9 protein-coding genes and 1 pseudogene are annotated in these 12342 nt (G+C 57.3%); 8 read left to right on the forward strand and 2 right to left on the reverse strand.

All coding sequences use genetic code 11. The features are described from left to right. Positions 1-500: 500 nt before the first annotated feature. From BM222_RS42330 to BM222_RS43440, 7 genes and pseudogenes are all read left to right on the forward strand, one after another. On the forward strand, positions 501-953 hold the full coding sequence (locus BM222_RS42330) for a pentapeptide repeat-containing protein (protein WP_244547290.1): 453 nt from the start codon (positions 501-503) through the stop codon (positions 951-953). Between the two features lie 254 nt (positions 954-1207). After that, entirely contained in the window at positions 1208-1663 is a 456-nt protein-coding gene (locus BM222_RS42335; RefSeq protein ID WP_244547291.1) for a pentapeptide repeat-containing protein, read from the forward strand. Then, the gene (locus BM222_RS42340) at positions 1660-1893 is read left to right on the forward strand and encodes a hypothetical protein (RefSeq protein ID WP_244547292.1); all 234 of its coding nucleotides are present in this window, start codon (positions 1660-1662) and stop codon (positions 1891-1893) included. Before BM222_RS42335 ends, BM222_RS42340 begins: the two co-directional genes overlap by 4 nt. 186 nt (positions 1894-2079) lie before the next feature. Next, positions 2080-2955, forward strand: a complete 876-nt coding sequence (locus tag BM222_RS29095) for a pantoate--beta-alanine ligase (RefSeq protein WP_092235816.1) — start codon at positions 2080-2082, stop codon at positions 2953-2955. A gap of 327 nt (positions 2956-3282) precedes the next feature. Beyond that, a complete protein-coding gene (locus BM222_RS29100) occupies positions 3283-4530 on the forward strand; it encodes a cytochrome P450 (RefSeq protein ID WP_177243537.1) in 1248 nt (415 codons plus the stop codon). Positions 4531-4819: 289 nt separating this feature from the next. Further along, complete coding sequence (locus BM222_RS29105; protein WP_244547293.1) at positions 4820-5164, forward strand: hypothetical protein; 345 nt, start codon at positions 4820-4822, stop codon at positions 5162-5164. Positions 5165-5726: 562 nt separating this feature from the next. Beyond that, positions 5727-7954: pseudogene (locus BM222_RS43440) on the forward strand (T3SS effector XopP-like protein). A gap of 831 nt (positions 7955-8785) precedes the next feature. Here the strand turns inward: BM222_RS43440 and BM222_RS29120 are convergent. Next, positions 8786-10156 carry an MFS transporter gene (locus BM222_RS29120; RefSeq protein ID WP_092235825.1) on the reverse strand — a complete coding sequence of 457 codons (1371 nt, stop codon included), beginning with the start codon at positions 10154-10156 and terminating at the stop codon, positions 8786-8788. Positions 10157-11121: 965 nt separating this feature from the next. Between BM222_RS29120 and BM222_RS42345 the strand changes: the two genes are divergently transcribed. Further along, complete coding sequence (locus BM222_RS42345; protein ID WP_244547294.1) at positions 11122-11424, forward strand: hypothetical protein; 303 nt, start codon at positions 11122-11124, stop codon at positions 11422-11424. A 546-nt stretch (positions 11425-11970) separates the two neighbouring features. On the opposite strand, the gene BM222_RS29130 is transcribed toward BM222_RS42345, so the two are convergent. After that, on the reverse strand, positions 11971-12342 hold a 372-nt coding region (locus BM222_RS29130; protein ID WP_143106080.1), incomplete at its 5' end, for an integrase core domain-containing protein.

Consider the following 12342-nt stretch of genomic DNA (forward strand, 5'->3'; position numbering starts at 1 on the left):
CAGCCGGCACGGTCATTGCTATTAAACGAGGCAGCGCCAAGGAAGGGCTGAGTGCCCCTGTGCGGGATTACAGTTTCGCCGGGGAGCCGGCTGGTCCATTCTGAAAAAGAGGCCTTGAATGTACCGCATTGGGTTCGAGGGAGAGCGAGGTGTATTGGCTATGAGAGCGAGGAGAGAATTCGGAGCTTCTGGGCATTTAGGCGCGGTCAAGCGACCACCGCTTGTCAGCGTTGCGCGGACAGGAGAACAATCCAGTGAGCGGCAGTGCCGTGGATGGCTAGAATTCGGCTGTCGTGCTCAAGGCCAGGGCTACAGAGGCAATCGGCACCGCAAGCGCATCATCGACGAACCTTGTCGCCATTTCCTTGGCGAGTTCGTCGCCTGTCGCATAGCGTGCCTCCAACGCCGAGGCAAAAGGAGGTTGATACACTCGCACTCCGGGCCATACAGAATCGTGGACATGTCGCAAATCATCAGCGCTGATAGCGAGAGGGCCGCGAATGACGCGTTCATCAGACGGCGACTTTGTTCGGTACTGGAGCCGGGCTTCCGATCGGTCGTGCGCGGTAGCCGCTGTCGGGAAGCGAACCGAGGAAGCGATCAGAAGCACCGGGACTGGTTTGCAGCTATCCTCTGAGAACTTTAATGGTCTCGATCTTTCGGATTTCCCCTTAAGACGTTGTACCCTCAATCGTGCCCAGCTCTACGGAGCAAAGTTGGACCGTGCAGACCTTTCTGAGGCCAACCTGATCTGTCCAGGGATGGAGAGGGTAAGTTTCGTCGGGGCCAAGCTCGATTTCGCCTATATGCATGCAGTTGCAGCCCAGGTCTGCAACTTCGATGATGCCAGCCTGCGCAATGCAATTGATGCAACCGGCAGTCTGTTTCACGGTTGCAGCATGAAAAGGACGCGTTTTGACAACGCCACGCTCAGCGGGATTCTCGCTTACTAATGCGATGCGAGTGATGCTGTATTTGATGGAGCGATACTACAGGGCTCGACCATCAATGAATGTTTCCTGCCTTCCGCTTCCGGGCCAACTCACGATCACGAAGACACATTTGGCGTCTTGCTCGTTTTTCCAGGCAAAGGGGGGACTGCTTATCGATCCTGCGCCCCACCTCTGTCGACGGTCTCGTCCTCGAGGGCGCTCATCTGCCTTATCTGAGACTCTCAAACGTAAGCGGTCGCATTGCAGCAAAATCCTTGAACGCGCCGTTCGCTGATCTTCACCTCTCAAATCTTTCAAATGCGGAGCTGGAGCAGGCAGACTTGGCCCAGGCGCGGCTTCTGTCCGTAAGCTTGTCCAACGCGAACCTCGCCGGTGCTGTGCTCAACGGTGCATCCATTCATTCCTGCCAGCTCGACGGAGCGGACCTGTCCCTGGCATCAGGTGAATGCATCTCAATAACGGAGAGCACAATGCGAGCGGCTAAACTATCTGGCTTTCGTGGCCGTTGTGCCTTTGTGCGCGACTGCGATCTTGAACACGCAGACCTATCCAAGGCCTATCTCTACAGGTCAATGATCACCGGTGATCCCCCGCAATCAATGGCGTTGAACCACGCAAATCTTGAAGGGTCCAATCTTGTCCAGGCATATCTTGCCGCGGGAATGGCCGAGAGCAACCTTGAGCAACGCGTGCCGCATACGTTCGCATGAATCAATCATCCCTGCGCGAGGCGAACCTGAGTGGGATGTCACCGTTCCAGGCCAGCTTCGTCAAGGCCGACTTTTCGGGCGCCAAGATAACCACATTCGAGCCACCGTTCTTTGCAGACCGATGTCCGGGCCTGCAAGCTGCTCTGAAGGGGCAGGAGCGGCGCGAGCCATCAAGCTATCTGGCTGAATTCTCATCGTTGATAAGACGGGGGCGAGAAGGCTCCACCTGACCTCTTTGGACTGCACAAGCGAATAAATCGGTGAGCTTAGGGCGGGTTCGGGCGATCGTCAGAGCTGTGAGCGGATCCTAGAGCTCTTTGACATTCGCGGCCAGGACGAGACGCGACGGCAGAACTTCTGCGCGATCGGACCGACTAGATCGCCTTTTTGGCGTTCAAAAAGACTGGAGGAAGAAAATGCATCTGGGATGCCTTTCCGCAGGTAAAGCATTCATCCGCGAGGTAGCGAGGACAGGGCAGACTATCGGGACGGTACATACGCTTGGCGCCCTACATCGTGGGCATGCAGAACTGATCAGAAGAGCGGCAGTGGAAAATGACGTCGCGATTGTCACGGTCTATCCGAACAAGATCCAGCTTAGACCGGGTGGGAGCTACGATTTCAATTTAGATGAGGATATTTGGCTCGCGTTACGTTCAGGAGCAACTGCCGTGATCTCGTCCAGCGACACCGAGATGTTCCCGCCTGGCTATCGAACCTTTGTATCGCAAGGTGACGGTCATTTGCGGCTAGGGGGGCGTGATGCGTATTTGGAGGAAGCCGTCACTGGGGCAATCCGCTGGATTTGCTATGCGCGGCCAACTCGCAGCTACTTCGGCCTGAAAGATATCGGCCAGGCGATCATGGTGAAGCGTGCCGTCGCAGACCTCCTTCTGGATTGCGAGATAAGGTTTGTGCCGACGGTGAGATACAAGAACGGAGTGCCCATTTCGTCGCGCTTGAGGCGTTTTAACCGTTCTGAGCTTGATGAGTGGTCGTGCCTTTTCACGGCGCTCAACGATGCGAGGAAGGCGATCGTCGGAGGAGTATCTAGCGTCAAGGATCTGGTCGCATCCGCTACGTCCCAGATCAAGTTCCGCCACTTCAAGCTCGATTTTGTTCGAATTGTCGACGCTGACAATTTCGAAGACTTGGAGCAGGCCAAGCTCCCTTTCATTATTTTTGGAGCGGCAGCGGCTCGTGGTCTTAAGATCTTCGATAGTATCTACGTTCCAGATCGGGATACTCTCGTGAAGGGGCCTTCGGATATCTGGATCGACTTGCCGGAATAGTCTTAGCCAGACGACTGTTCATCCATCGACCGTGAGAGAGATATCCGCTCCGCTCATATCCGAAGGCCGGAGATCTTTTGCAAGTGCATTCGGCTCGATGTAGCCTTTAGCGAATAGCGAGCTCTAATCGGCGCTGAGAGCTCTGACCAAACCATTGAGTAGATCGATTTGGAAGTCAATACGTTCCTCCCTGCCCGACATGGTAGGGCAGGCTAGTTGCCGTGTGAGGTATCCTGGTCGAGCGGCCCTTCCCAGCTAAGGGTGCTGCGGCAACTCAAAGCGATAGCGCTCCTAGACGGTAAGCTCTCGAGAGCAAAATCTATAGAGATGATCATGACAAGGCTATCGGAAGATTGCAGGGTTAACGATTCGTGCGTTATCCCGCTGAGCAAGCTGGATGTAAGCGACGGCAAGCGCTTTCAAGACGACAGCATATGGGCTTGCTTTGAGCGGTTGCGAAGGGAAGATCCCGTTCACTACTGTCAAGACAGCACTCATGGACCATATTGGTCCGTCACGAAATACCGGGATATCGTTGCCGTAGACACAAACCACAAGGCGTTCTCGTCAGAGCAAGGGGTCACTATTGTCGACGTGCCTGGCGAGCACTGGACCGCGAGCTTCATCAAGATGGGGCCTCCCAAGCACGGCGAGCAGCGCAATACCGTAAGCCCGATCGTCGGACTGGAGAGCTTGACGAAGCTCGAAAGCTTGATCCGGTCGCGGGTCAGGGCGATCCTTGCAGGCTTGCCGCGCAATGAGGCCTTCAACTGGGTGGACATGGTCTCCATAGAGTTGACGACGCAAATGCTCGCCACGTTGTTCGACTTTCCATTTGAGGATCGGCGACTGCTGACCTATTGGTCGGACGTAGCTGTTACAGCTCCGAAAGCAGGCCATGCAATTGACAGCTGGGAGAAGCGAAGCACCATCCTGTCCGAGTGCCTGGCCTATTTCACCCGGCTTTGGAACGAGCGCATCAAAGTCGAGCCACGCCTCGACCTGATCTCCTTGATGGCGCATTCGGCGGCCACGCGCCGCATGGAGCCAAGTGAGTTACTCGGAAATCTGATCTTGCTCATTGTTGGGGGCAATGACACCACGCGCAACTCGATTACTGGCGGTCTCCTGTTCATGCATCAGTACCCATCCGAATGGCGAAAGCTCGTTGACAATCCCAAGCTGGTCTCGAGCGCCGTGTCCGAGATAATTCGCTACCAGACGCCAATTGCACATATGCGCCGCACAGCCGTGATCGACAGCATTGTAGGCGCAAAACAGATCAGGAAGGGCGACAAGGTCGTCATGTGGTACATCTCGGGTAACAGGGACGAAGAGGTCATTGAGAGTGCCAACAATTTCGTGATCGACCGCAAGAATGTGCGGCAGCATCTCTCGTTCGGATTCGGCATCCATCGCTGTCTTGGCAGACATCTTGCGGAGCTGCAGCTGAGGGTCCTCTGGGAGGAGATTTTGTCCGCGGAATTGTGGTTCGAAGTTGTCGGCGAACCCGAGCGGATTTCGTCTAACTTCGTGCACGGCTATTCGGCTCTCCCGGTGCGGATTACAGCCTAGGCCCACATTGCGCTGCTCACGCAGACGGCAGGTGGCGGAGCGGGCTTGTCTTGAACCATCTTGGGTTTCTGCAAGGAGCGCAGATGGGTGAACGACGCGTAACGATGCTGTATGCGGGAAGCTGATTGCGGGCCGCGGACGCTTGGAAGGAGACCCGCAAGAAGCGATAGGTGAGGCGTACGTCTGCCTCGCAAGCGCTCGGCAGGTCGATAATTGAACCTCAACGGCTACTCCGATGCAGGTGTCTGGGCTGCCTTAATAGTCGGAACCGTAAAGGCCGATGACCTTGATGTCGAAAATTGTAGCTGTGGCAGCGATCTTTCTTGGAGAAGCGCTTTCGGTACTGGCCGAGTTGATTGCCTCAAGACAATTTGGAAAAACAGGTGGCGACATGGCGATGCTGTGGCCGATGTTTCTCCTGGCATGCTTCGCTGGCATCCTCCTCGTATTCGGATACGCACTGGGCTACATGCATCTGAAGAATATCTGGATCATTGTCGCGATATCCATTGGCGCTATCCTGGTCCTGGAGCCGATACTCGCGCTGCTGCTCTTTAGAGAGTTACCGACCGCAGGTTCGCTAATTGGGCTGATTCTGGGTGCGTTTGGCGCACTCGCTGCCATATTTCTGTGAAGGTGATTGATCGCGCCTAAATGGACGCTGGGCTTTGCGAAATGCGGTCTGAGGAGCTGCGGAGCGTCGAGTCTGCCGGTTCGGATGGGTAAATGTCGATACTGATTGACCTTCAGCATCTCTACACCGGTATACGGCAGCTAGCTCTGTTGATCGCTTCTGTCAAACTCTACTTACAGTTAGTAGGATGCCCGCCTCGAGGCTAGCTCCGTCAATCGATTTGAGCTGGCCATTTCTCCTTGACAATAATTCGCCGTTTAAGCGCAAGGTTTGTCCCAACTACCCATTTACGTCGACGGAGCCACCGGCAAACGACCAAGACTCGTACCGGATGGCGTCGCGGCCAAGGCGCCACAGCCGCCGTGACGTGTCTGATTACACCACAATCAAGGCATTACCCACATCGATCTCTTCAGAATCATTGGACGTCCCATGGAAATGAAACTCCAGGCGACTTCCGCTTTCTTATGCATTCGCAAGAACGGGTTTTGGTCAGGTAGTCGTCAGTCAGGCGGTCTATCCAGACGGGCTGCACATTCGTAACTTTTATCGGAGGCGAAGTATGACAGGCATTGGCCGACCTGGCGCATCGGATGTGGGGGCCACAGGAGCCGGTAGCAGTGGGGACGTAAGTCGTTTGAGTCCCGAGCCTAGCCTCTTTCCCGGCGGAGGTAGTCAGTCCTTCGATGCGGTCATCGAGCGGATGAACTCTGGGCCTCAAGACGGAACCGCGGTGCTTGGCAAGCCAACTTCAAATCTCGCTGCGCCAACGCGCAACGAGATCAGGGCAGCAAGGCAAAAGATGGACAACCTGCTTGCGGAGCTTGAGGCTAGCCGTCGAGCGGCCACGCACGCCCCGAACCTGCCAGAGGCGCAAGAGCTGATCGATCAAGTGGTCAAAGCAGGGTCAACAGTTCTGGAGTACTACGCGGATCTGCCGGCCAATTTGGCGCGTCGCCTTCTGCCCGACGATCAGGCTCGCAGGCTGCGCGATGACACGCTGGCCAAGGCCGACCGGTGTAACGAGGTGCCCACCCATATTATCTACGAGCTAGAAGAGAAAAGAAAGAAAGCAACAGGCTTGCTCGGAAGGATCAGAAACGCCGGTACGCCGGTCCAAGTGAGTGGCGCGTTTGCAAGCGTGGCGAAGTACTATGCAGACTGCATGGAATGGTGGGGAAAGAAGGTGTTGCGCTTGGAGCGGGTTCAGTCTGCCTGTGCGGCTACTGCCAATTTGCCAAGTAGCACGCCCGAGATGCGCAAGGCCGAAGAGGCCGCACTAAGGCTGCATACCGGCGAGGCCCTCAATATGAAGTGCATGTACCTGCAACAGAGGATCGCTCTCGCGGAGCTCTTGATTGACTCGCGAGCGAGCACGCTCGATCCAGGCGTGCGCGAAGCCCTCATAGACGAGAGCGGGCGGGTGCGTCTGCTCGGGAGCTTTATCGGAGATATTTTTCCGGCGTTTGTTTCCACGAAAGAAGCCGTTCTGAAGAGCAATGGAGCAGTGCTCGACGCGGAGCATCGCGCCGTGCTGGAAGGAGTGATGGAGCGGCTTTCGGAATTTGCATCGGGGGTGAGCGGCATCGTTGCCAGTGTGGGGGGGGGACCCGAACGGGGGCCGACCTTCCGCTGCAGCTGCTGGACGAGATTGTGGAGGGTGCGTGGGCGACAGCGAACGAGGTCATGCGGCTGCTGGCATTACAGCCAGCGACGCCTGTCAAGCTTGAACCGGCGGGTTTGGCTGCGTTGCCGGAGAATATTGCTGGGGTGAGCGAAGTCAATCCGGGCCGCAGAAAGGGCAAAGGGAGGCGGGCAGCGGCCGGAGGCCAGGGGAGTTCGATCAGCTTATCCGAGCCGCAGCTCGCAAGGCCCGATACCGCTCCAGCTCCGACGCGCAAGGTTATCGTGCGCTCCGATCTCGGGACAAAGAAGCTCGCCACCGCGGAGGAAGCAAGCGCCTCTTCCGCTGCAACCGATCACCTCCAGATCTGGCAGGCACCGCCGTCCAAGGAAGCACTGGCGGGATTACTTGAGCGACTGGACAAGCTGCTGCAGTTCGATCTGCCGGCTCAGCAAAGGACCGTCTCGCAAACGCGCCAGATGAAGCCCGAGGACGCCGAATACGTCTTGGATCGCGTAATTACCCGCTTGCAGACGCAGGCTGACGAAATTGAAGCCTGTGTAACCGCGCTGCGCGAGCCGCGCCGACGTGGCCTGCTCACGCCTTCGCAAGTGCCCGAAGTGCACGACAAGCTAGTCCGGCTCAACGGGATGCTGTCCGAGCTGCAGGGACAGGCAAACTCGTTGAAGGCGCGGAAGGTAGCAATCACGAGCGATTGCATGAAGACCTACTCCTTTCCATCGCAAAAATATCTCGAACAGTTGCGCGCGGCGGGGGAGCTGGAGTCAGTGGGGCCCCCGCACGCACTGAAGGGCGAGCCAGGTCAGCTATTCGAGATCAAGCTGCAACCCAAGGCGCTGCGCAGTGGTGCGATACCAAGGCCTATGTGGGTGCACATCCATACCGAGCGGCCAGTTCATGCCTGGCAATTGACAATGCTGGGCGATCGCGTATTTGCCGCATGCCACGTGAAGTCCGACGAACAGCGCGGATACAATCAGCATTGGCAGAACGCTCGAGCCGCCGAGGGCCACGACAAAGTCGTGATCCACCGCGGCAAGCTCACTCCTGGGTTTTGTAGGTCCTTGTTGAGCAACGCCGCTGGCCAGCCGTGGCAGCCCCATCCGGAGCACGTTTCATCGCAGATAGCTCACCTGCGTATGTAGTGTGCTGGTTGTCTCGCGGCGCTCAGCAATTCGTGGCGGCGTGCATGCCTCCGGATCGGCTCGGTGCATCGCCTAAGCGGCGCCGAGCTCCTTCGGCTTAATGTTACAAAAGAATGGAGCCCGGAAAACGCCCGCCATCATTAGCTCCGACAGAGCCATACGATACCCGAACTTATCCGTCCCGTAGATAGATCTAATCAAGAAAATCAATTTTACCGCTCACAGCGTCGTCATATAGACCTCGAGGACGGTTGGGGCCAACCTAGGGAAGCGATTTCTCGGATGAAAAAGTCTGTGTTAGTGACAGCCAGCGCCCTCGCGCTTGCAACGGCGGCGGTGCCGCCTTTTGCTGCGACGGTGACTGCGCAACCGGCCGCCCAGCTGCAGGTAGCCGATACATCATATCCGCAGTGCGCCGATGACCCGTTGGATGGCATCTGCGACCTGTTTTTTTGCTTGACCGATCCATCGTGCGTGCGACGCTGATAGCGGAAAACCAATCAAGCAGAGAATGAGGATAGAGCCTCGTGCGGCCGCTTGCTCCGGGAGCGGCCGTTTCCGCACGCCCTGGGGTTATACTGGCAGATCGTGAAATCGGCGCCTTCTTGTTCTCCTGAGATGATCAAAGTAATTGATCGCTTTCAGTTTAGTCGGTGATTGCCGCCAATCGCTCGTCTGCAGCGTCGGAGAGGGCTCATTAAACGGGCAAGTCGATTTGGGCCGTAACACTGTTCCAAGTGCGGGCCGCCGCTCGATCTAAAACTGGCCCGATATATTGCTTTTTCATGCCCCCCGATGCCCTTCAGTTCGATAATTCGCATGCGGACGTCGTCAATGTCCATCCTTACTGCTATGCCTAGGTAGTGGGCGTGGCGTTACAAACGTTCGTTTATGGTCGGGCGCCAAATTGAGCGGCGCCGTCTCCGGCATCATGAGCATGGCAAAGAGCCCGGCCGCGCTCGCTAGAAGCATGTACCAGGCAGGAACGAGTGCGCTCCCTGTAAGGTGGATCAGCCAAGTGACGATCGGTTGAGCTGTGCCTCCGAAAATCGCTATCGCAAAAGCGTAGATCGTCGCGAAGGCCCGAGCACGAATGTTCCTGGGTAAACCTTCGGCCATGCTCACGTAGAAGGCGCTATACGGAATCATTCCGATCAGAGTGAGTGCGCCGAGACCCCCTAGAATTGCGAAGGCGCTGCGGCTCTCTACGATCCATAAGAATACCGGATAGATCATTAGCAATGCCATGATCTGCGGCCATATCATGACGCGCCGCCGGCCCGCGCGGTCGGCGAGCAGACCGCCCAGCAGTGCGGCAGCAATTCCGACCGCATTGCTGATGAGCGTGGCACCAAAGGCCAGAGGCGCGGAAACATGCAGCGTGTTCATCGCGTAGGTGGTCATATACCCAGCAACGTAAGTGGTGATCGTGCAGCTGGCCAAGATAACAAATCCCAAGCACATGATGCGGCGGTCGGCAGACGATTGACCTCTAGGCCGGGCGACCAGAACGGGCACTTGGTGCAGGTGCAGCGTTTCGGGTAGTGCGCTCCGCAACCAAATTCCGAGCGGCAACATCACCGCACCCAACAAAAGCGCGATCCGCCATCCGTACGCATTGAGCTCATCGCTTGTCATGGTGAGCGAGAGTATTTCTCCAACCAACGCTCCGGCGGTCGCAGCTAGCTGTTGGCTCGCGGGCTGAAAGGAGACAGCAAGACCGCGAGCCCCTTCGGGGGCCGCTTCCATCAAATAGGCTGTCGTCGGGCCCACCTCACCCCCGAGAGCAAAGCCTTGCAGCAAGCGTGCGAAGACGACAAGTGATGGAGCGGCTAGTCCTATTGTCTCGTACGATGGAGTGGTAGCTAACAATAAAGCTGCGGCACTCATCATGGTAAAGCTGGCGGTCATCGCGGGCCGGCGGCCAGCCCGATCCGAATACGAGCCCAGTACGATGGCCCCGATCGGTCTGGTCACAAAACCTGCGCCGAACGTTGCGAGTGACAGCATAAGGCTGGCGAACGGGTCGTTTGCCGGGAAGAACGTCTGACCGATCTGTATCGCAAAAAAGCTGTAGGTCCCGAAGTCGTAGAATTCGAGAATATTGCCGATGGTTGCGCCCAACACGGCGCGGCTCCTCAAGCGTTCGTCTGCGGGATCGAGGACATGCTCAAGCCTCTCTCGAGTAAATTGCCTCGACATCCTCGACCTATCTGACGCGCGACCCCGGACCCAAACATTTTGGCCTGGTAGCTCGCACCGTTGCATTCCACTTATCTGAACTCGTCCCTCACGGCCATTACGCCAGTCAACATGTAGGCTGAAGCGTGTCGCGACGAAGGTCACCGCAGCCTCTGCAATAAAAATGCCTGTCGCTGCGCCACGATTTTGCCCTTGATCTGGTCGCTGGCCTGACTGGCAAGACAATTCTGAGAACCTGCTGAGTCCGGCGGATGGCTGCAGACGTTTGACGCTGCTGTGGCGGGAGTGGAACAAAATTGACGGGCGTCACACACGACTGACGACGATTCGAGTCATTCCGCCTCGGTCAGGTTGCGTCAGCTAATGAAGGAAACAATGGCTAGGCCTTCTTCGCCAAGGCGCTTGCCGCCGTCAGCGCGAATTGCGGCGGCTTCGCCCGAGGTTGCACATAGCACCCAGGACCGGAGACTGAAGGACGTCGTGGAATGCTCGGTACATGCGCTCAGCGCGGCACCTGAGCCGAGCGCGGGATGATCGTCTCGGCTGCATTGCTTCTGAGCGATCCCACAAGCGCTGCACGACGGTGTGCCGCGGCGGGCGAGCTGTCCGAGATGTTGTTCAGCGAGACGAAGACCTGCCAGCGCGCTCAGACCGCGCTTGCCCGCCCAATCGGCGGGCGATGTCGGCGGGATTCGCGCAAAATGGGCAAGCCAAACCGGTCACTGTGGAGGGCATACTCGGGCTGGCGTAGTCTTTGCCGGCGTGAACCTACATAGTCCCTTAGCCGTAACCAAAGTGGCGCAGTCGCTTTGCGTACCAGTGCGACCGCGTGAGCTCATTTTCGGACGGGAATCCTGTTGCTAGGCCCTACCAGATCTGGGCGTTTTTCAAGCAGTACCTCCACCATAGGATCACGTTAGTTCGCATGCACTGTGCAGCCAGCTTCGAAACGCGGAAAGAGCGTCATGGCCAACATCAAGCTTAGATATCATTCTATTTCGGATGCGCACGCACAGCGAATCACCTCCGCTCAAAACATGAGATGGAGAGCGGAGGCGCGGAGACTTCGAGGCTTCCAGATGATACGCGAAATGAAGCCGATGGCGCGGATGGTTGTAGCAGCAAGGCGCGCCCTTGCCATTTCAGATCTCGACCGGTGCTGCGCAATCTGGTGGCTCTATCGCATTCATTTCGGATTCACGGGCAAGGTGATATTGGGGCTCGCCGCGGTCAATGTTGCCCAGGAGAGATCCCGCTGCGGAATCTAGGAATCGTGGCATCGAGCGAATACCGGCTCGGCACCGAACCGTTGGCGGACAAAAGCGTTGCCCAACGTCAGTCGCCTCAAGTCTCTCCAAACCAGCACAGTCGCAAATCGCATCAAGAACCGGCGGCCGGCGCGGGGCACTGATGGTGCCTCACGCGAGCAGCAGGCCGTCAAGAACGAACCTGTGCTCGCACTTCACGCCACAAGTTGAAACTGTTTCGATGGATGATGCTGCCAAAGCAGAGTTGTGAGCGGCCGAACGAAAGGCGCAGGCGATTGTCGAGGATTCGCGTAACACGACAATGAGTAAGGTGATCGCTGCGTAACATGCCGTCGGTGCTAAGAACCCGATTGTCAGTTTTGAGACCGACGTTCAAAAGCTGACACTTCAGGGCCTGGAGACGACTGGACAACCTCCAACTATCAAGCGGCACGCGCCTTGCACCATTAAAGCCAGCGGACGTAATTCCCGGGTAGTACGGATCCTCCGAATGCTTCCGCCCCACCTGACGCCCCAGGTCCGGCTCGCTGACCTTGCCCCCAAGTTTTATCCAGTCCTGAGTTCGCCCCGGCCGTTGGATTTACCCGAATGGGCGGCGGTAGCGACGGGAGCTGGTGCGGAGCCATCGGCGTAGCGCAGCGCCAGATCCCGTCGCGGGTTGCAGGTGAAGGCGAACTCCGATGGTGTTTTCCATCCGAGTTGCGAGTGGGGTCGCGTATCGTTGTAGTCGACCCGCCAATGTCCGAGTTCGACCCGGGCCTGGGCCAGCGAAGTGAACAGCGTCTCGTTCAACAATTCGTCTCGGAGACGGCCATTGAAGCTTTCGATGAAGGCATTCTGCGTCGGCTTGCCGGGCGCGATGTAATGCCAGGCAACCCGGCTCTGATCGGCCCATGTCAGGATAGCGTTGCTGGTCAA

It is taken from the genome of Bradyrhizobium sp. Gha, assembly GCF_900113735.1.
In the GTDB taxonomy this organism is placed as follows: Bacteria; Pseudomonadota; Alphaproteobacteria; order Rhizobiales; family Xanthobacteraceae; genus Bradyrhizobium.

Coding starts and splice junctions, on each gene's coding strand:
- BM222_RS42330 (WP_244547290.1), top strand. CDS start 501: ATGACGCGTTCATCAGACGGCGACTTTGTTCGGTACTGGAGCCGGGCT.
- BM222_RS42340 (WP_244547292.1), top strand. CDS start 1,660: ATGAATCAATCATCCCTGCGCGAGGCGAACCTGAGTGGGATGTCACCG.
- BM222_RS29095 (WP_092235816.1), top strand. CDS start 2,080: ATGCATCTGGGATGCCTTTCCGCAGGTAAAGCATTCATCCGCGAGGTA.
- BM222_RS29100 (WP_177243537.1), top strand. CDS start 3,283: ATGATCATGACAAGGCTATCGGAAGATTGCAGGGTTAACGATTCGTGC.
- BM222_RS29105 (WP_244547293.1), top strand. CDS start 4,820: ATGTCGAAAATTGTAGCTGTGGCAGCGATCTTTCTTGGAGAAGCGCTT.
- BM222_RS29120 (WP_092235825.1), bottom strand. CDS start 10,156: ATGTCGAGGCAATTTACTCGAGAGAGGCTTGAGCATGTCCTCGATCCC.
- BM222_RS42345 (WP_244547294.1), top strand. CDS start 11,122: ATGGCCAACATCAAGCTTAGATATCATTCTATTTCGGATGCGCACGCA.